Here is a 17785-nt window from a genome sequence, read left to right as displayed (position 1 = left end):
GCTGCTTTTGTCCCGGTCGCCTTGATGTGGCAGGCTGGCTATGTCGCCATAGTGCCACAACGTCGTTGAAACCGGCTGCCTCCGTTGGGTGTTCGCATATATGAAACTAAGAAGCCTTTTAGGGAATCATTGCGGTTTTCCAAAGCGAATTAAGAGGGAAACTGGGGCATGAGACTGCGCCTTGCGACGATCGCGCTGTGTTGCGCCGCCCTCGCGTCCGGATGTTCGACGCCGGGACCGGGACAGGCGCCGGACGGGATCTGGGATCCGAACGAGGCGGCCAACCGCCGCGTCCACGCCTTCAACCGTTCGGTCGACGAAAGGCTGTTCCGCGGCGCCGGCACCGGGTTGACCGACGCGGTGCCCGAAGGCGTGATGCGGAACGTGTCGAATTTCGCCGACACCGCGTCTCTGCCGCAAACGGTGCTGAACCAGGTTTTGCAGGGCCGGCTGGGCGACGCCACCCGCAACACGCTGCGGTTCACCATCAACGCCACGCTGGGTTTCGGCGGACTGGCGGACGTGGCGGGCGATCTGGGCCTGCCGCGCGACGACAGCGATTTCGGCGAAACCCTGCATGTCTGGGGGCTGCCGGAGGGCGCCTATCTGGAACTGCCGTTGCTGGGTCCGTCGACCGAACGCGACGCGGTGGGCATGGCGGTGGATTTCGCCACCAACCCGCTGCGCGCCATCCTGTCTCCGGAAAGCCGCCGCTGGACCACCGCGGCGCGGATCGTCGACCGGGTCGGCGAGCGCGGGCAGTTCTCGGACACGGTGGATTCGCTGCTCTACGACAGCGCCGACAGCTATGCCCAGCTGCGCCTGATCTACCTGCAGAACCGGCGGTTCGAATTGGGCGATGAAAGCGCCGGGGCCGATGCCTATATTGACCCCGAAGCCTTGGACACAGAGGGATTCTGATGCGTTATTCGATGGGCGGCCGACGGGCTTTTCTGGCGGGAAGCACGGCCCTGATTCTGAGCGCGGCGCTGCCGCGACCGGCCCTGGCGGTGACCGCCGGGCAGGCGCAGGGTCTGGTCGACAAGCTGGTGGGCGAGATCAACCGCGTCATCGGCTCGGGCAGGTCCGAGGCGGCGATGATCCGCGATTTCGAGGGCATTTTCCAGCGCTACGCCGATCTGCCGACGATCGCCGCCTACGCCCTGGGTGTCGACGGACGCCGTGCCTCGGCATCGCAGAAAAAGGCGTTCACCGCCGCCTTCACCAGCTATATCTCGCGCAAATACGGCAAGCGGTTCCGCGAATTCATCGGTGGCCGGATCGAGGTGAACGGCGCGAAACCGTCGCGCAACGCGTTCGAGGTTTCGACCACGGCCTATCTGCGCGGCGAGGCGCCGTTCGAGATCCTGTTCTTCGTCGGTCAGAAATCCGGCAAGTTCTTCAACATGTATATCGAAGGCGTGAACATGCTGCTGACCGAGCGGACCGAGATCGGGTCCATGCTCGACCGGCGGCGTGGCGATCTCGACGCGATGATCGCCGACCTGGCGCGCGCGGGATGACCTGCCAGAAGGTGCGCTGACGCGCGCAGGATCCCTCGGGTCGCGCCGCCGCGCGACCTTGCGCGCCCGTGGCGGTGCGACGCGCAAGACGGCGTGGCACGGCGGGGCCGGGCCGGGACGGCGTATTTTCGAAAGAGAAGAAGGCCGGTCAGTTGCCGCCGATGATTTCGCGCAGGACCTGCTCCAGCAGCGATTGCACCGGGTCGCGGGGTCTTTCGCGCTGCGGACGCTCTTGCCGGTTCTGGCCGGTCTGGGCTTGCGGCGCAGGTTGCGGCGCGGGCGCCGGGGCGGCGCGGGCGGGCGCGATGGCGGGCAGCGGGCGGGCCGGCAGGTCGGCATGGACGCGGGTCATGACCTCGCGCCAGATTTCCGCCGGCAGGCCGCCGCCGGTGACGCCGGTCAGCGGTGTGTTGTCGTCATAGCCCATCCAGACGCCGGCCACGTAATCGGCGGTGAAGCCGATGAACCAGGCGTCCTTGGCTTCCTGGCTGGTGCCGGTCTTGCCCGCGGCCTCGCGGTCGGGCAGCGCGGCGCGACGGCCGGTGCCGCGCTCGATGACCTGCTGCATCATCCAGATCAGTTCGCCCGCGGCCTGCGGGCTGATGACCCGTTCGCCGATGCCCGACCCGTCTTGGCCGACCACGCCGTAGGGGGTGACCGAACTGCCGCCATTGAGGATGCCGGCATAGGCGCCGGTCATTTCCAGCAGCGTCGATTCCGAGGCGCCGAGCGCCAGCGCCGGGGTGTCGGCCAGGTCGCTGGCGATCCCGAAATCCGCCGAGACCCGGTGCACCAGGTCGCGGCCGACGGACTCTGAAATCTTGACCGCCGGGATGTTCAGGCTGTCCTTGAGCGCATCGGTCAGGCTGACGCGGCCCTTGTAGTCGGAGGTGTAGTTTTCCGGGCACCAGCGGCCCGAGCCGGGGATGGTCATGCAGAACGGTTCGTCCACCACCGTGTCGAGCGGGCCATAGCCCAATTCCAGCGCGGTGGCGTAGACGAAGGGCTTGAAGGCCGATCCGGTCTGGCGCTTGGCCTGGGTGGCGCGGTTGAACACGCCCGAGGCATCGGTGTCGCGGCCGCCCACCATCGCCCGCACCGCGCCGTCGGCGGACATCACCACCACCGCGACCTCGGCCTTGGACCCCTCGCGGATGCGGGTCGAGAACACCTGGTCCACCGCTTCGGCCGCGGCGCGCTGGATCGCGGGATCGAGCGTGGTCTGCAGCACCTGGTCGCGGCTGGCTTCCTCGAGCGCGCGCAGGATGTCGTTGTCGAAGCTCGACCGGTTGTCGCCGGCATCGCCGTCGGCGGCGTCCTCGGCCCGGGCGATGGCACGGATCACCCAATCGGCGAAATAGCCGCCATCGGGGTTGGAGTTGCGCGTCGACAGCGTGGCGGGGTTCTGCTGCCAGTAGGTCGCTTCGTCGTCGGTCAGATAGCCCTGTTCGTTCATCAGGCGCAGGACCGTCGCGGCGCGGTCCTGGCTGCGGGCGAGGTTCGAGGTGGGCGCCAGCGAAGACGGCGCGGTCAGCAGGCCCGCGATCATCGCCGATTGCGCCGGGTTCAGCTCGGCCGCGGAGACCGCGAAATAGCGCTGTGCCGCGGCTTCGGCGCCATAGGCGCCGCCACCCATATAGGCGCGGTTGAGGTAGATCGACAGGATTTCGGCCTTGGAATACTTGGCCTCCATCGCCAAGGCGAAAATCGCCTCGCGGCCCTTGCGGGCCAGAGACCCGCGGCGGCAATCGGAAATATAGGCGGCCTCGCTGTCCCATTGAGCGGGGTCGTATTCGACCCCCAGGCACAGCAGTTTCGCGGTCTGCTGCGTGATGGTCGAGCCGCCGTGCCCCGACAGCGGTCCGCGGCCTTCGCGCAGGTTGATCCGGATGGCGCTGGCGATGCCGCGCGGGCTGATCCCTGCATGCCACCAGAACCGCTTGTCTTCGGTCGCGACGATGGCGTTGGACAGGTGCGGTGACACGGTTTCGGTGGTGACCGCGCCGCCGAACTGGTCGCCGCGGCGGGCAAAGATGTCGCCGTGCCGGTCCAGCAGCGTGATGGAGCCGCGGGCGCGGCCGTCCAGAAGGGCGGAGTAGTCGGGCAGGGTGCCGTAGACATAGAACACCGCAGCCGCCACCACCAACGTCGCCACGGCCGTGCCGTAGAGCGCCAGCCGGAACAACAGGCGGAACGGCCACAACAGCAGCGACAGCACCCAGCCCAGCGGACCACGCGTCTTGCGCGGCGCCTTCTTGCGGCGCGGCCTGGACGGTTTTCCGGTGGTCTTGGCGGCGGTCGGTTTCTTGTAGCGTCGATCCGCAACCAGGCGCGAACGCCCGCGATTGGAAGTGCTCATATCCTCAAGCCCGGCATTCTGCTCTGCGCCGACCATAGCGGTATCCGCCGGCGATGTAGACCTCTGTTCGGCGCTCCCGAGATTCATTTTTTGCCGTTTTGTTGGGCAGTCGAGACAGGCCGCACAAAATTTCATCGAAAACAAGCCGAATTGACGCGGAATCCGGGGCGATTTCTTCCCACCGCGGTCTCTTGGCCTCTTTCTGCACCGCATGGAGCAGGTCCGAGCCTGCCAAACGAAAGGGACCAAGGTGAAACTGATCATTGCAACGATCAAGCCGTTCAAGCTCGAGGAAGTGCGCGAAGCGCTGACCGGGATCGGGGTGCGCGGCATGATGGTGACCGAAATCAAGGGCTTCGGATCGCAGTCCGGCCACACCGAAATCTACCGCGGCGCGGAATACGCGGTGAACTTCGTGCCCAAGATCAAGCTGGAAATCGTGGTTGCGGCCAGCATGGCCGACCAGGTCGTCGAGACCATCATGAAGACCGCCCAGACCGGCAAGATCGGCGACGGCAAGATCTTCGTTCTCGACGTGCAGCAAGCCGTGCGGGTGCGCACCGGCGAAACCGATGCAGACGCCCTCTGAAGCGCGACAAGGACAAGGGAAACGGATATGAAACTGATCAAGACACTCGCGCCGGCCGCTCTGCTTGCCGCGGCGCCGTCGCTGGGGATGGCCCAGGAGGCCGCGGCCCCTGACATCAATCCCTATATCTTCACCACATTGCTGTTCCTCGTGGGTGGCTTTCTGGTGTTCTGGATGGCGGCCGGTTTCGCCATGCTCGAAGCGGGCCTGGTGCGGTCCAAGAACGTCACCATGCAGCTGACCAAGAACATCGCGCTGTTTTCCATCGCGGCCATCATGTACTGGCTGGTCGGCTTCGGCATCATGTACCCGGCGGATTGGCTGATCGAAGGCTGGCTGGGCCCGTTCTTTGCCGTGACCTCGCTGGAACCGGTCGGTCTGGCGGCCGAGGACGCCGCGCTTGACTACGCGTCGGCCGGGTCGGACTTCTTCTTTCAGCTGATGTTCTGCGCCACCACGGCGTCGATCGTGTCGGGCACTCTGGCCGAACGGATCAAGCTGTGGCCCTTCCTGATCTTCGTGGTCGTGTTGACGGGCTTCATCTACCCGATCGAAGCGTCGTGGCAGTGGGGCGGCGGCTGGCTGTCCGAAGCCGGCTTCTCCGACTTCGCCGGCTCGACGCTGGTGCATGCCGCCGGTGGTTTCGCCGCGCTGGCCGGGGCCATCGTGCTGGGTCCGCGGATCGGCAAGTACAAGGACGGCAAGACCGTGCCGATGCCGGGTTCGAACCTGGCCCTGGCGACGCTGGGCACGTTCATCCTGTGGCTGGGCTGGTTCGGCTTCAACGGCGGCTCGCAGCTGGCGATGGGCACCGTGGGCGACGTGACCGACGTCAGCCGCATCTTCGCCAACACCAATATGGCTGCCGCTGCCGGTGCCGTTGCGGCGCTGCTGCTGACCCAGGTGATGTATGGCAAGCCCGACCTCACCATGACGCTGAACGGCGCGCTGGCGGGTCTGGTGTCGATCACCGCGGAACCGCTGGCCCCGTCGCTGTTCGGCGCGCTGCTGACCGGTGGCGTGGGTGGCGTGATCGTGGTCCTGACCGTGCCGATGCTGGACAAGCTCAAGATCGACGACGTGGTCGGCGCCATCCCGGTGCACCTGATCGCGGGCATCTGGGGCACGCTGGCGGTGGCCTTCTACACCGGCAACTGGGGTGCGCAGATCATGGGCATCATCGCCATCGGCGCCTTTGTGTTCATCACCTCGCTGGTGGTCTGGATCATCCTCAAGGCGGTCATGGGTATCCGGGTCGACGAAGAGGCCGAGATCAACGGGCTCGACATGTCGGAACTGGGCATGGAGGCCTATCCCGAATTCTCGAAAGGCTGAACCGACTCCTCCCTGTTGGGTTTGGCACACTGGACCCGGGCGTTCGCGCCCGGGTTTTTTCTTTGGCCGATGGCGGGCAAAGCCCTAACCTTTCGCCATGCGCCCCGTTCTTGCCCTTGCCCTGCTTCTGGCCGCGCCACCCGCCGCCGCGCTGAACCTCGTCCGGACCGGGGCCTACGATCTCGACCGCCCCGCCAGCCTGGACTACGATCCCACCTTCTGCGGCCTGTGGATCGCCAACGAGGGGCCGGAGGTCGTTCTGGTCACGCTCGAAGGCGACGAATTGCGCCGCTTCGGGTCGGATCTGCGTCGGATCAAGGCGGTCACGGTCGAAGGCGACGGATTGCTGGTCGCCGACGGTTTCGGGGCCTTCCAGCGCCTCGCCAAGGATGGCCGCCCGCGCGGCGGGCCGTTCCGCGCCGACACCGGTTGGGCCGACACCGAAGGCATCGCCGTGGATGCCGATGGCAGTCTCATCACCGTCGAGGACGACCCCGAATGGCTGAGCTGGCTGACGCCGGACGGCCAGTTGATCCGCCGCATCGACACCAAGACGCTGACCCCCCCGCTGACCGAGGCGCAGGGCATCGCCCGCGACCCGCGTACCGGGCACCTGCTGATCGTCGACGATTGGGAGGGCACCAACAGCCTTTACGAGTTTACCGCTGACGGCGAATTGCTGGCCACCGAGCCGCTGATCGCCTACGGCATGGACCCCGAGGGCATCGCCATCCGCCCCGGGTCGGGCCAGCTGTTCATCGCCTTCGACATGGGTGCACGGATCGTGTCGTTCGACTACACCCCCACGCTGCCCGAAGGCGCCGAGCCGTTGCCGCCCGGTGCCGATTGCATGATGTTCTGACAGCGCTATCAGGCTTTACCGCGCCGATGTTTCGCGCGACCGTTCCCGCACAAAATCAATTTCAGGGAGAGTATCGTGACACATCGCCTGTTTCTTGCGGCGGCCCTTGCCGGGCTGGCCGGCCCGGCCCTTGCGCAACAGACCGCAGACCAATGCACCGCCTTGCGCGACGTGGTGATCGACGCCGCCGCCGTCACCTCGGCCCGGGTGGTCGCCGCCGCCGACACCCTGCCCGCCTATTGCGAGGTGCGCGCCACCGCGCGCCCGGCCGTGTCCATCGAGGTGCGTCTGCCGATGGAGGCCTGGAACGGCAAGTATTACCAGTCCGGCTGCGGCGGGTTCTGCGGTGTTCTGGGCCGGGCCGATGCCAGTGGCGGCTGGGTCAACGCCATGCGCCCGGGGCTGGAGCGCGGCTATGCCACCGCCACTTCGGATAGCGGTCACCACGCGCTGGGCGTCACCGATGGCGGCTGGGCCTTGGGCAACCCTCATGCCGAACGCGACTGGGGATGGCGGTCGATCGGCGAAACGCATCGCGTCGCGCAGGCGATGATCGGCGCGTTCTATGGCGGCGCGTCCGAACAGGCGATCTTTCAGGGCTGTTCCACCGGCGGGCGCATGGCACACATGGCCGCGCAGCGTTACCCCGAGATGTTCGACGGCATCATTTCGGGCGCACCGGCGCTGGACTACACCGGGCTGGTGGGCACCAAGATGTCCTGGCTGATCCAGGCCAACACCGCGCCCGACGGCAGCCAGGTTCTTGGCCCCGACGAGGCCGCACGCATCGGCGAGGCGGTTCTGGCCCAGTGCGACGCGGCGGATGGCGCCGAGGACGGCGCGATTGCCGATCCCCGCGCCTGCGAAGTCGACTACAGCGCCCTGGGCCTGTCGAACCAGCAGATGGACACACTGATGAAATGGCGCGAAGGCCCGCGCAATGCCGCGGGCGACCAGCTCTATCCCGGTGGCATCCCCGAAGGCTCCGAGCCGTTCTGGTGGCTGTGGCTGACCGGGAATGCAGAGGGCGGCGGCAAGCTGGTCAACGCCTTTGCGGGCGATTTCGGCCGTTACATGGCCTTCGACACCGATCCGGGACCGGCCTGGACCCCGATGGATTTCGATTTCGAAACCGACCCGGCCCGCATGTCGACCTCTGCCGGGTTCTACAACTCGGACAATCCCGACCTGACGGCTTTCCGCGAGGCCGGCGGCAAGATGATCGTCTGGCATGGCTGGGCCGACGCCATCGTGACGCCTTACAAGACCGTGGACTGGTACGAAAAGGCGTCGGCGGCCGCGGGTGGTGAGGACGCGCTGAAGGAAAACGTCGCACTGTTCATGGTGCCGGGGCTGGACCATTGCGGCATCCTGCCGGGACCGGGCGGCATCAACGCGGCCGCGCTCGACCCGATGACGCCGCTCGAAGCCTGGCTGAACGACGGCACCGCGCCGACATCCATCCTGGCCGGACAGTAGAGACGCTCCGCAGCGCGCCGCCGCGACCCGACGGGTGGCGCGCTGCGACAGATTGGCCGAGTGAAACGATCAGGATTTGACGCGCGACCACGGCGCGACTACGGTTTCCCGAGTGAAATGCTCGGGAAATTGATTTCCGTCGGAGGCCCCCCAGATGATCGTTTGCCATTGCACCCAGATCACCGACCGCGACATCAAGGCCGCTATCGGCTGGATGCGCGCAGCGGACCCCGACACGATCATCACGCCGGGCAAGGTCTATCGTGCCTTGGGCAAGCGGCCGGATTGCGGCGGATGCATGCCGCATTTCCTCGCCACCATGGAAACCAGCGATGCGTTTGGCGTTCCCGCGGCATTGCGGAGCCTTCGCAGCCAGAAAAGGATCGGAGATACGCAATGAAGGGCGACCCCAAGGTCATCGAATACCTCAACGCTGCGTTGCGCAGTGAACTGACCGCCGTCAGCCAATACTGGCTGCATTACCGCCTGCAGGAAGACTGGGGCTTTGGCCGCATCGCCGACAAGTCGCGCGCCGAAAGCATCGAGGAGATGCACCATGCCGACAAGCTGATCGCGCGGATCATCTTTCTGGAAGGCCACCCGAACCTGCAAAAGCTGGACCCGCTGCGCATCGGCCAGACGCTCAAGGAAAGCATGGAGGCCGACCTGGCCGGCGAACACGACGCCCGCACGCTGTATATCGAGGCACGCGATCATTGCGACAAGGTCGGCGACTACGTCAGCAAGAACCTGTTCGAGGAGCTGATCGCCGACGAGGAAGGCCATATCGACTTTCTCGAAACCCAGATCGCGCTGCACAACAAGCTGGGCGAGGAACGTTATGGCCTGTTGCAGGCCAAGCCCGCGGACGAAGCGGAATAGCCTCGGCCAGATCGGATCCCGATGGGCGTCACCCAAGGTGGCGCCCTTTTTTGTTTGCAAAATCAACATGGATCGGAAATCGTGACCCCAGCCTATCCATGTGCGGCTAGGGTTCCGCTGCGATCCGCAGGCCGGACCAAGCGCCGCCGAGAGCCAGCCAGGCGGACACCCGAGGACGAAAAGACCAGAGGGGATGGACAGGGCGTGATGACACACGTCTGGACCATCGAAAGGACCACCCATGACCCTCGCCGGTTTCGCCCTCGTTCTGGCTGCGGCCTTCTGCCATGCCACCTGGAATTTCCTCGTCAAGCGCCTGCACGGCGGGCCGGAACTGATCTGGTTGTTCTCGGCCTGGCAGGTGGCGATCTATGCGCCGCTGGCGGTCTGGATCGTCGCCACATCGCCGGGTCTGTTCGGCCCGATGCAGGTGCTGTTCCTGGTCGGCACGGCGGTGCTGCATCTGGGCTATTTCCTAATGTTGCAGACCGGTTATCGCCACGGCGACCTGTCGCTGGTCTATCCCACCGCGCGCGCCACCGGGCCGATCCTGTCGACCGCGCTGGCGGTATGGCTGCTGGGCGAGGTCGTGTCGGCCCAGATGCTGCTGGGCGCGGGGATCATCGTCGGCGGCGTGCTGATGCTGACCGGCGGCATAAGGCCCGGCGCGAAACGGGCCGGGCGGTCGTTGGCCTTCGGCATCGGCACCGGCCTGCTGATCGGCAGCTACACCGCCTGGGATGCCTATGCGGTGGCGACGCTGGCCGTGCCACCGCTGCTGATGGACTATGCGTCGGGCATCGGGCGTGCCGTGATCCTTGCACCGGTGGCGCGGCAGCGCTGGTCCGAGGTGCAACGGTTCTGGCGCGACCACAAACGCGCGGTGCTGGCCATCGCGGTGCTGAACGCGCTGGCCTACATCCTGGTTCTGTACGCGCTGACCTTCACGCCGGTGGCCTATGTGGCGCCGCTGCGCGAGGTCTCGGTGCTGCTGTCGATCCTGGCCGGCAGCCTGCTGCTGGGCGAAGGCGACCTGCGCCGCCGGCTTGGCTGGGGCGCGCTGATCCTGGCGGGGATGATGCTGCTGGTGACGGGGTAGGTGCGGGTGGTGGGTCGGCAGACCGGGTCTGTTTTGGCGGGAGCGGAGGTTTGTTCGATCAAGGGCAGCGCGGAATCAAGGCCGCAGGCCGCCGCGCAATCGTCATGCCAAAGGCATGCATCCAGCATGACGCGCCTCCACGCGGCGGCGATACGGTCAAGGTGAGCGCGCAGCTCAGATATCGTCCTGACCTGGCTGGAATAAAGCACGCAGAATAGACGTCAGATCGCCCCCGCGCGCGTCTGCAATTGCGCGGCTGTGTGCCAGTTGAAAAACGTCCGGAATGACTGACCCCAAACCCAAACCACCCGGATTCAGCCGCGCGCCGTCTCGCGTTCATAGCGCTGGCGTGCCACGGCTTCGTGCGCCTCGGCCTTGCGGTCGTCGTGCAACGCCTGCTCGACATAGCTCAGATGCGCCTCGACGGCGGCGCGGGCCGCGGCCGGATCGCGCGCCTGCAACGCCTCGTTGATGCGGCGATGCTGGGCCAGCAGGCTGTCGCGGGTGGTGCGTTGCTTGAACATGATCTGGCGGTTGTAGAACACGCCTTCGCGCAGCAGCTGATACATCGACCGCATCATGTGCAACATGATGACGTTGTGGCTGGCCTCGATGATCGCCAGGTGGAAATCCGCGTCCAGCCGCGCCTCGTCGGCCGGGTTCCGCTTTTGATGGGCGGCCTCCATCTTGTCGTAGATCTGCTGGATCACCCTGAGGTCGGTCTCGGTGCCGTGTTGCGCCGCGCGTTCGGCGGCCAGGCCTTCCATGTCGCGGCGAAAGGACAGGTAGTCGAACACCGCCTCGTCATGGTTGGCGAACAGATGGATCAGCGCCTCGGAAAAGGCCGAGCCCAGAACGTCGGCGACATAGATCCCGGCCCCGGCGCGGGACGTCAGCAGCCCGCGATCCTGCAGCTCCGCCACCGCCTCGCGCAAGCTGGGGCGCGACACGCCCAGCTTTTCCGACAGCTCGCGTTCCGCCGGCAGCCGTTCTCCCGGGCGCAGCACGCCGCGCAGGATCAACTGCTCGATCTGCCGCACGACAGCGTGCGACAGCTTTTCGGACTGGACGGGGCGGAATGGCATGGGGGCGCTCTTGCGGGCTGAAGTCTGGGGCCGAATTGGTCAAAGGATATGACCGCACCCGCGGCACGGCAAGGGCCAACGGCCGAGTTATCCGCGCCGGCGGCGTGCCGCCGCCAGGGGTCGCTGGCGTAAAGCGGATCCGCTCAGCAGGCCAGGCTGACCCGCCATCCGGGGAACGGACGGCGCACATCGGGACGCAGGTTGCTCAGCTCGAACGTGGTGAGATCGCCCAGGAACGCCCATTCGCCGGGAAGGATCCTGGCCGCGCAGCCCGTGGCCGCTGCCGCCGCGGCCTCGACATCACGCCCCTGGAACTTGCGCCGCGGTTCCGGCAGCCCGACCAGCGCCGTGGTCCGGTCGGCGCTTGCCTCGACACGATAGGACAGGCCCTTGACCGCGACGATCCCCGGTTTCGCGGGCGACACCGTGCCTTGTGTCTCCGAGGCCGGCGATGCGGTGTCCGTCGACTGTCGCACGGCGGTCTGCGTCGGGGCTGCATCGCAGGATGCCAGCACGCCGATCGTCAGAACAAGAAGCATGGAGTGTTTCATCGGTCACCCTGTTCACTGCAAGAACGCGTCCCTGCATCATTCGTGTGTCCGTCCGGTGCCATGTGGCCAAACACCGCAACCGGACGCCGCCGAAAGATGCGTGTTGTTGGCTGGAAAACGTCCGATCGCACAATTCATGCGCGAAAATCCTCCGAATGGCGTAGACTGACCGGATCAGTCCGAAAACGGGCGATCCACAAGGAGGGACAGATGACCAGGAAAATCGTCGTCGGCTACGACGACAGCGCCGGAGGTAAATCGGCGCTCGACTTTGCCGTCAAGCAACTGAAGGCGCAGGGTGGCAGCCTTGTTCTGGCGCATGTGCTGGAATGGTCGCCGTATTCGTTCCTGACCCCCGAGGAAATCGAGGAACGCCACGCGCGCCGCAAAGAGGAATTGTCGCGCGCGGAAACCGCCGTGCTGGGCCCGGTTGTGGCGCAGTTGGCCAAGGAAGGGATCACGGTCGAAACCACACTGAAATACGGCCACATCGCCGAAACCCTGTGCCGGATCGCCAAGGACGAGAAGGCGGACCAGATCATCATCGGCCGCACAGGGGAATCCGGGTTTTCGTCGCGCCTGTTCGGGTCCGTCGCCGGAAGCCTGGCGCAGGTTGCGCCGGTGCCCGTCACCATCGTTCCATGACAGGAAGGAAACACAACGCCATGACCAAGACGTTTTCGCGGGCGGCGCTTTCCGTCCTGATGCTGGCAGGGGCGTCCGGCCCCGCGCTGGCGCAATCCATCGACGAACAGGTCAACCAGATCTTCGCCAACTCGACCGGCTGGTTCGTCAACCTCATCTTCAGCAACTTCCCCGGAACGACCTTTCCGTGGATCGTGGCCTGGCTGGTCATCGCCGCGACGATCTTCACCGTCTATTTCGGCCTGATCCAGTTCCGCGCCTTTCCGCACTCGATCTCGCTGGTCAAGGGCGACTATTCCGACCCCAACGATGCCGGTGAGGTCAGCCATTTCCAGGCGCTTGCAACCGCGCTGTCGGGCACGGTCGGCCTGGGCAACATCGCCGGGGTGGCCGTCGCCGTGGGCATCGGCGGGCCGGGGGCGACGTTCTGGATGATCCTCGCCGGCCTGATGGGCATGGCGTCGAAATTCACCGAATGCACCCTGGGCGTGAAATACCGCAACGAATACGAAGACGGCACGGTATCGGGCGGTCCGATGTACTACATGACCAAGGGTTTCGCCGAACGCGGCCTGCCCGCGGGCAAGTTCCTGGCGATCCTGTTCTCGGTCTTCTGCATCCTCGGCGCGCTCGGTGGCGGCAACATGTTCCAGGCCAACCAGGCGCATGCGCAGATCTCGAACGTGGTGGGCGACTACCCCGGCTGGATCACCGGCATCGTCTTTGCCTTCGTGGTCTTCATCGTGATCGTGGGCGGCCTGAAATCCATCGCCCGGGTGACCGAAAAGGTCGTGCCGTTCATGGGCATCATGTATGTCGCCGCGGCGCTGGTCATCATCTTGATGAACGCCGACAAGATCGGCTGGGCCTTCGGCGAGATCTTCAACGGCGCCTTCACCGGCGCGGGCGTCGCCGGCGGCATGGTCGGCGCGCTGATCCAGGGCTTCAAGCGGGCGGCGTTCTCGAACGAGGCGGGTGTCGGTTCGGCCGCCATCGCGCACTCGGCCGTGCGCACCAAGGAGCCGATCACCGAAGGCTTCGTGTCGCTGCTCGAGCCGTTCATCGACACGGTGGTGATCTGCACCATGACGGCGCTGGTGATCATCATCACCGGCCAGCTGATCCAGGACCCCAATACCGGGCTCTACCTGCTGGACGAAGGCGCCTCGACGATCCAGACCGTGGACGGCAACAAGGGCGTGGCGCTGACCTCGGCGGCGTTCTCGTCGGCCTTTGGCTGGTTCCAGTACGTGCTGGCCATCGCGGTGATCCTGTTCGCCTTCTCGACGATGATCAGCTGGTCCTATTACGGCCTCAAGGCCTGGACCTTCCTGTTCGGCGAAGGCCACACCAAGGAGCTGATCTTCAAGGTGATCTTCTGCCTGTTCGTGGTGATCGGCGCGGCCGCCAATCTGGGCCCGGTGATCGACTTCTCGGATGCGGCGATCTTCGCCATGGCGGTGGTCAACATCATCGCGCTCTATTGCCTGATGCCGATCGTCAAGCGCGAGCTGAACAGTTACCAGTCGCGGCTCAAGTCGGGCGAGATCCGCAAGTTCGCCTGACCGCGAAAGTCTGAAAAAACCGAAGCCGCCGGTTCGCCCGGCGGCTTCCGTCGTTTCGGGACAAGACGCGCGCCTACCAGCGGTCCAGCGCGGCCTCGTCCTCGTCCCTGGCGGCGACCCAGCCTTCGCCGCCCGCGCCGCTTTCCTTCTTCCAGAACGGCGCGCGGGATTTCAGGTAATCCATCAGGAATTCCGCCGCCTCGAACGCGTCCTTGCGGTGTTTCGACGCCGTGGCCACCATCATGATCTGCTCGCCCGGCCGCATCATGCCAAAGCGATGGATCACCAGCACATCGCCAAGGGCCCAGCGGGCTTGCGCCTCGGCGGCGATGGCGGCCAGCGCCTTTTCCGTCATGCCGGGGTAATGCTCGATTTCCATGTCGGTCATCGCCCCGTCGGCCCGCACGATGCCGGAAAAGGTCACCACCGCGCCGATATCGTCCCGGCCCTTGGCGAAATCCGCCGCCTCGGCGCCGAAATCGAATGGCTGTTCCTGCACGACCACGCGCATGCCTCAGCCCCCGGTCATCGGCGGAAAGAACGCCACCTCGCGCGCGCCGGCCAGCGGCGCGTCGAAATCCGTCAATTCCTGGTCAACGGCGACGCGCAAGGCCGACAGATCGGCGAAGGCGGCCGCGTAGCGTTCTTCGCGGGCGCGCAGTTCGTCGACCAGTTCGGCCACCGTCGCCGCCCGTGTCTCGATCCGTTCTTTCGGCAGGCCGATGCGTTCGCGCACCCAGGCGAAATACAGCACGTCCATCAGCGATCCTCCCTCAGCATCGGCAGGGCCTTGCGGAAATAATCCCAGCCGGTGATCACGGTCAGCGCCGCGGCCACCCACAGCAGGACCAGCCCGCCATTGCCGGCCCAGACCATGCCCGTCAGCTTCCAGCGCAGGCCTTGCGTGTCCTCGACCCGGCCGTCCAGAACGTCGGCGATCAGCGCCTCGTCCATGCCCCAGGCCGACATGCCAAAATAATGCTCGAACACGCCCTGCCCGAACAAGACCGCGATCGCCAGCATCTGCGCGGTGGTCTTCCACTTGGCCAGTTTCGTGACCTTCAGATCGCCCGAAGCCTGGCCCAGGAATTCCCGCAGGCCCGAAACGAAAACCTCGCGGAACAGGATGAAGGTGGCCGGCAGCACCAGCCAGGGCGACATCGACGAATAGCCCACGATCACCAGCAGCGCGACCGCCACCATCGCCTTGTCGGCGATCGGGTCCAGCATCGCGCCCAGCCTGGTTTCCTGCCCCCAGGCCCGCGCCAGCCGCCCGTCGATCCAGTCCGTCGCGGCGGCGGCCAGAAACAGCAGAAGCGCCGCCCAATCGGCGAAGGGACGGGCGAAATAGAGAAACAGCACCGCGATGCCGGGCGCGGCCAGCAGGCGGAGCGTCGTCAGGATGTTGGGCAGCGTCCACATCATGGCACCTGCCTAGCGCGGATCGGCGGGGGACAAAAGAGCGCGCGTGACGCAGCGCTCACGGATCGCCACCGGCGCGGGCGCGCCGTACGACCCGGTCGACGAACACGCCGCGCGCCGCGGGCAGCGGTCTGTCGCGCAACTCGGACGCCAGCCGGTGTTGCAGGAAATACCCGGTCAGCCGCAAACCGTCTGCGATCTCGGCATCGTCGGCCGCGCCCTGACCCAGCAGCACCGGCGGCAACGGCAGCAGCCGCGGCGCCCAATCGCCGGCACCCGCCAAAGACACCGCCCGGCCGGTTTTCGGCGAGACATAGGCCAACCCCTCGGTCGCGCCCGTCGCGGCACAACAGGTCAGATCGAGCCCGAAGCCCAACGCGTCCAGCAAAGCCAGTTCCCACCGCAGATAGGCCAGGGGCCAAAGGTCGGGCCGGTCGAGCAGGTCGAGCAGCGTTTCGCTGCGCCGGTAGAGCGCCGGATGCGGTTCGCGTTCGGGCAGGGAAAACGACAGCATCGCGCAGACGGCGTTCAACCCCGCCAGCGCCAGCCGGTCGGCCATCGCCGCCGCGCTGCGCGACCGCTGCGGCTCGGCGGTGAAGGCACCGATATGGTCCTCGAGCCGCGCGCGCCAGGCCAGGTCCAGCTGTGCGCCGGGTTGCAGCACGGCGGCCTGCTTGCGCGAGGCGCCGCCGCGCAGCACCCCGACATGGCGACCATGGCCCGGGGTGAAAACCTCGAGGATCGCCGCGGTTTCGCCATGCGGCCGGGCCGAAAGCAAGATGCCGGTGTCGCGCCACTCCATGGCCGCCAAGGTGGGCCCGGTTGCCCGGGCTGTCCAGCGCCGATCCAAAAGGTGCGGCTGCGCCGCGCAGGGTTTGCCGCCCGCCGCCTGCGGCTTTGGGCGGCGGTTTTGCGTATTTGCGAAAGAGAAGAAGGGGCAGGGGCGGCGAGCCGCGGCGGGTCGCAAAGACCGGTCCTGGCTTCTTCTCTTTGAAAAATACGCCGTCGGAACGGTGACGGCCGCGCTTCGTCCGGGGTCAGCCCGAAAACCCGTCCTGGTCCAGCAGGTGGCGGCCCTGGCGGTCCTCGACTTCGAGGACCCAGAGATCGGGGTCGAAACCGCGTTGGCGGGCGATGGCGGCGTCAACCTCCGGTTCCGTTCCGGCCGCCAGTTCGGACCAGATCCGGGCACCGGTCGCCAGGTCGAAGCTCCGGGTGAACGCCCGCGCCTGCCCGTCCAGCGTGGCGAGTTTCACCAGCACCGCGCCCGCCTGGTCGTCGCCATGCGCGGTGACGAAGGCGGGGATTGCGTGCTGGCGCAGCCGCGCGAGATAGGCGTCGACCCAGAACCGTGCCGTCAGCCGGGTCACGGGCGCGGTTTCCGCGGATCGTCCCGCTCGCCGCGCAGCACAGTCCCGGACTTGCTCCGGGACCGCGCTCCGGCGCTGTGCCGCACCGGCGCGCTAGATGCGCAGGCGTCAGGCATTGCCGTCCCGGAAATCCAGGCCCATCTCGGAATAGCGTTCGGCCTCGTCCTGCCATTTTTCGCGGACCTTGACCTGCAGGAACAGGTGGATCTTGCGGCCCAGGAACTCTACCAGCTCTTCGCGGGCGGCCTTGGAGATCGCCTTGATCGTCTCGCCCTTGTTGCCCAGCACGATGCCCTTGTGGCCGGCGCGGCTGACATAGACCACCTGGTCGATCCGGGCCGACCCGTCGGGGCGTTCCTCCCAGGCTTCGGTTTCGACGGTCAGCTGGTAGGGCAGTTCCTGGTGCAGCCGCAGGGTCAGTTTCTCGCGGGTCATTTCCGCCGCGATCATCCGCAGCGGCAGGTCGGCGATCTGGTCCTCGGGGTAGAGCCAGGGGCCTTCGGGCAATGCCGCTGCCAGCCAGGCGCGCAGATCGGCGACGCCGTGGCCCTTTTCGGCCGAGATCATGAAGGTCTTTTCGAACGGATAGGCGTCGTTCAGCTTTTGCGAGAGCGCCAGCAGCGCCTTGGCCGCGACCCTGTCGATCTTGTTGATCGCCAGAGCCACCCGCAGCCCCTTGGGCAGATCGGCCAGCCCGTCGAGAATGCGCTGCACGCCGGCGGTCAGCCCGCGATGCGCCTCGACCAGCAGCACGGTGATATCGGCATCCGCGGCGCCACCCCAGGCCGCCTTGACCATCGCCCGGTCCAGCCTGCGGCGTGGCGTGAACAATCCCGGCGTATCGACAAAGACGATCTGGGTGTCGCCCTCGATGGCGACACCGCGGATGCGGGCGCGGGTGGTCTGCACCTTGTGGGTGACGATCGACACCTTGGCGCCGACCATGCGGTTGGTCAGCGTGGACTTGCCCGCATTGGGCTCTCCGATCAGGGCGACGAATCCGGCACGTGTGGTCATGG

General features: G+C 66.4%; 20 protein-coding genes. 11 read left to right on the top strand and 9 right to left on the bottom strand.

Translation table 11 applies throughout. The annotated features are described in order from the left end of the window. Positions 1 to 168 precede the first annotated feature (168 nt). Together KUH32_RS04100 and KUH32_RS04095 are read left to right on the top strand one after the other, a co-directional pair. Positions 169 to 921, top strand: coding sequence for an MlaA family lipoprotein (locus tag KUH32_RS04100; protein WP_217776789.1), 753 nt, complete (start codon positions 169 to 171; stop codon positions 919 to 921). Further along, the gene (locus KUH32_RS04095) at positions 921 to 1523 is read left to right on the top strand and encodes an MlaC/ttg2D family ABC transporter substrate-binding protein (protein WP_254898977.1); all 603 of its coding nucleotides are present in this window, start codon (positions 921 to 923) and stop codon (positions 1521 to 1523) included. The genes KUH32_RS04100 and KUH32_RS04095 overlap by 1 nt, the downstream gene beginning before the upstream one ends. Positions 1524 to 1671: 148 nt before the next feature. Here KUH32_RS04095 and KUH32_RS04090 read toward each other — a convergent pair whose 3' ends face one another. Continuing rightward, the gene (locus tag KUH32_RS04090) at positions 1672 to 3882 is read right to left on the bottom strand and encodes a transglycosylase domain-containing protein (RefSeq protein ID WP_217776788.1); all 2211 of its coding nucleotides are present in this window, start codon (positions 3880 to 3882) and stop codon (positions 1672 to 1674) included. Between the two features lie 250 nt (positions 3883 to 4132). Between KUH32_RS04090 and KUH32_RS04085 the strand changes: the two genes are divergently transcribed. The 7 genes from KUH32_RS04085 (at position 4133) to KUH32_RS04055 (ending at position 10128) form a co-directional block, all read left to right on the top strand. Beyond that, positions 4133 to 4471, top strand: coding sequence for a P-II family nitrogen regulator (locus tag KUH32_RS04085; RefSeq protein ID WP_217776787.1), 339 nt, complete (start codon positions 4133 to 4135; stop codon positions 4469 to 4471). 27 nt (positions 4472 to 4498) lie between these two features. Then, a complete protein-coding gene (gene amt, locus KUH32_RS04080; protein ID WP_217776786.1) occupies positions 4499 to 5806 on the top strand; it encodes an ammonium transporter in 1308 nt (435 codons plus the stop codon). Positions 5807 to 5903: 97 nt separating this feature from the next. Further along, positions 5904 to 6668, top strand: a complete 765-nt coding sequence (locus KUH32_RS04075) for an SdiA-regulated/phytase-like domain-containing protein (RefSeq protein WP_217776785.1) — start codon at positions 5904 to 5906, stop codon at positions 6666 to 6668. A 75-nt stretch (positions 6669 to 6743) separates the two neighbouring features. Beyond that, a complete protein-coding gene (locus tag KUH32_RS04070) occupies positions 6744 to 8147 on the top strand; it encodes a tannase/feruloyl esterase family alpha/beta hydrolase (protein WP_348541081.1) in 1404 nt (467 codons plus the stop codon). 154 nt (positions 8148 to 8301) lie between these two features. Beyond that, positions 8302 to 8547 (top strand): (2Fe-2S)-binding protein, encoded by a 246-nt coding sequence (locus KUH32_RS04065; RefSeq protein ID WP_217776784.1) that lies wholly within the window; start codon positions 8302 to 8304, stop codon positions 8545 to 8547. Next, complete coding sequence (gene bfr, locus KUH32_RS04060; protein ID WP_217776783.1) at positions 8544 to 9029, top strand: bacterioferritin; 486 nt, start codon at positions 8544 to 8546, stop codon at positions 9027 to 9029. Before KUH32_RS04065 ends, bfr begins: the two co-directional genes overlap by 4 nt. Positions 9030 to 9270: 241 nt before the next feature. After that, the gene (locus KUH32_RS04055; protein WP_217776782.1) at positions 9271 to 10128 is read left to right on the top strand and encodes a DMT family transporter; all 858 of its coding nucleotides are present in this window, start codon (positions 9271 to 9273) and stop codon (positions 10126 to 10128) included. A gap of 314 nt (positions 10129 to 10442) precedes the next feature. Here KUH32_RS04055 and KUH32_RS04050 read toward each other — a convergent pair whose 3' ends face one another. After that, a complete protein-coding gene (locus KUH32_RS04050; protein WP_217776781.1) occupies positions 10443 to 11213 on the bottom strand; it encodes a FadR/GntR family transcriptional regulator in 771 nt (256 codons plus the stop codon). 143 nt (positions 11214 to 11356) lie between these two features. Next, positions 11357 to 11752: a hypothetical protein gene (locus KUH32_RS04045; protein WP_217776780.1), complete on the bottom strand. Its 396-nt coding sequence runs from the start codon at positions 11750 to 11752 to the stop codon at positions 11357 to 11359. Positions 11753 to 11974: 222 nt separating this feature from the next. On the opposite strand from KUH32_RS04045, the gene KUH32_RS04040 reads away from it, so the two are divergent. Together KUH32_RS04040 and KUH32_RS04035 are read left to right on the top strand one after the other, a co-directional pair. Continuing rightward, a complete protein-coding gene (locus tag KUH32_RS04040; RefSeq protein ID WP_217776779.1) occupies positions 11975 to 12409 on the top strand; it encodes a universal stress protein in 435 nt (144 codons plus the stop codon). Positions 12410 to 12429: 20 nt separating this feature from the next. Beyond that, positions 12430 to 13974 (top strand): alanine/glycine:cation symporter family protein, encoded by a 1545-nt coding sequence (locus tag KUH32_RS04035; protein ID WP_217776778.1) that lies wholly within the window; start codon positions 12430 to 12432, stop codon positions 13972 to 13974. Positions 13975 to 14047: 73 nt separating this feature from the next. On the opposite strand, the gene KUH32_RS04030 is transcribed toward KUH32_RS04035, so the two are convergent. The 6 genes from KUH32_RS04030 to era form a co-directional block, all read right to left on the bottom strand. Then, positions 14048 to 14485, bottom strand: a complete 438-nt coding sequence (locus KUH32_RS04030; RefSeq protein ID WP_217776777.1) for a molybdenum cofactor biosynthesis protein MoaE — start codon at positions 14483 to 14485, stop codon at positions 14048 to 14050. 3 nt (positions 14486 to 14488) lie between these two features. Continuing rightward, positions 14489 to 14734 (bottom strand): molybdopterin converting factor subunit 1, encoded by a 246-nt coding sequence (moaD, locus tag KUH32_RS04025; RefSeq protein WP_217776776.1) that lies wholly within the window; start codon positions 14732 to 14734, stop codon positions 14489 to 14491. Continuing rightward, positions 14734 to 15399, bottom strand: coding sequence for a CDP-diacylglycerol--glycerol-3-phosphate 3-phosphatidyltransferase (pgsA, locus tag KUH32_RS04020; protein ID WP_217776775.1), 666 nt, complete (start codon positions 15397 to 15399; stop codon positions 14734 to 14736). The genes moaD and pgsA overlap by 1 nt, the downstream gene beginning before the upstream one ends. Before the next feature lie 55 nt (positions 15400 to 15454). Further along, positions 15455 to 16198 carry a DNA repair protein RecO gene (recO, locus tag KUH32_RS04015; RefSeq protein WP_217776774.1) on the bottom strand — a complete coding sequence of 248 codons (744 nt, stop codon included), beginning with the start codon at positions 16196 to 16198 and terminating at the stop codon, positions 15455 to 15457. Between the two features lie 235 nt (positions 16199 to 16433). Continuing rightward, positions 16434 to 16766: a DUF1491 family protein gene (locus tag KUH32_RS04010; protein WP_217776773.1), complete on the bottom strand. Its 333-nt coding sequence runs from the start codon at positions 16764 to 16766 to the stop codon at positions 16434 to 16436. A 108-nt stretch (positions 16767 to 16874) separates the two neighbouring features. Next, entirely contained in the window at positions 16875 to 17783 is a 909-nt protein-coding gene (era, locus tag KUH32_RS04005; protein WP_217776772.1) for a GTPase Era, read from the bottom strand. Positions 17784 to 17785 lie beyond the last annotated feature (2 nt).

It is taken from the genome of Thalassococcus arenae (assembly GCF_019104745.1).
Classification (GTDB): Bacteria; Pseudomonadota; Alphaproteobacteria; order Rhodobacterales; family Rhodobacteraceae; genus Thalassococcus_B; species Thalassococcus_B arenae.
Note: the sequence above shows the minus strand (reverse complement) of the source record. Positions and strands in the feature narration are given on the sequence as shown.

Excerpts from the sequence above, each read along its gene's own strand:
- KUH32_RS04030 (WP_217776777.1), bottom strand. The coding sequence starts at position 14,485 with ATGCGCGTGGTCGTGCAGGAACAGCCATTCGATTTCGGCGCCGAGGCG.
- recO (WP_217776774.1), bottom strand. The coding sequence starts at position 16,198 with ATGGAGTGGCGCGACACCGGCATCTTGCTTTCGGCCCGGCCGCATGGC.
- amt (WP_217776786.1), top strand. The coding sequence starts at position 4,499 with ATGAAACTGATCAAGACACTCGCGCCGGCCGCTCTGCTTGCCGCGGCG.
- KUH32_RS04100 (WP_217776789.1), top strand. The coding sequence starts at position 169 with ATGAGACTGCGCCTTGCGACGATCGCGCTGTGTTGCGCCGCCCTCGCG.
- KUH32_RS04065 (WP_217776784.1), top strand. The coding sequence starts at position 8,302 with ATGATCGTTTGCCATTGCACCCAGATCACCGACCGCGACATCAAGGCC.
- era (WP_217776772.1), bottom strand. The coding sequence starts at position 17,783 with ATGACCACACGTGCCGGATTCGTCGCCCTGATCGGAGAGCCCAATGCG.
- KUH32_RS04095 (WP_254898977.1), top strand. The coding sequence starts at position 921 with ATGCGTTATTCGATGGGCGGCCGACGGGCTTTTCTGGCGGGAAGCACG.
- moaD (WP_217776776.1), bottom strand. The coding sequence starts at position 14,734 with ATGGACGTGCTGTATTTCGCCTGGGTGCGCGAACGCATCGGCCTGCCG.
- bfr (WP_217776783.1), top strand. The coding sequence starts at position 8,544 with ATGAAGGGCGACCCCAAGGTCATCGAATACCTCAACGCTGCGTTGCGC.
- KUH32_RS04090 (WP_217776788.1), bottom strand. The coding sequence starts at position 3,882 with ATGAGCACTTCCAATCGCGGGCGTTCGCGCCTGGTTGCGGATCGACGC.
- KUH32_RS04045 (WP_217776780.1), bottom strand. The coding sequence starts at position 11,752 with ATGCTTCTTGTTCTGACGATCGGCGTGCTGGCATCCTGCGATGCAGCC.
- KUH32_RS04040 (WP_217776779.1), top strand. The coding sequence starts at position 11,975 with ATGACCAGGAAAATCGTCGTCGGCTACGACGACAGCGCCGGAGGTAAA.
- KUH32_RS04075 (WP_217776785.1), top strand. The coding sequence starts at position 5,904 with ATGCGCCCCGTTCTTGCCCTTGCCCTGCTTCTGGCCGCGCCACCCGCC.
- pgsA (WP_217776775.1), bottom strand. The coding sequence starts at position 15,399 with ATGATGTGGACGCTGCCCAACATCCTGACGACGCTCCGCCTGCTGGCC.
- KUH32_RS04050 (WP_217776781.1), bottom strand. The coding sequence starts at position 11,213 with ATGCCATTCCGCCCCGTCCAGTCCGAAAAGCTGTCGCACGCTGTCGTG.
- KUH32_RS04035 (WP_217776778.1), top strand. The coding sequence starts at position 12,430 with ATGACCAAGACGTTTTCGCGGGCGGCGCTTTCCGTCCTGATGCTGGCA.
- KUH32_RS04055 (WP_217776782.1), top strand. The coding sequence starts at position 9,271 with ATGACCCTCGCCGGTTTCGCCCTCGTTCTGGCTGCGGCCTTCTGCCAT.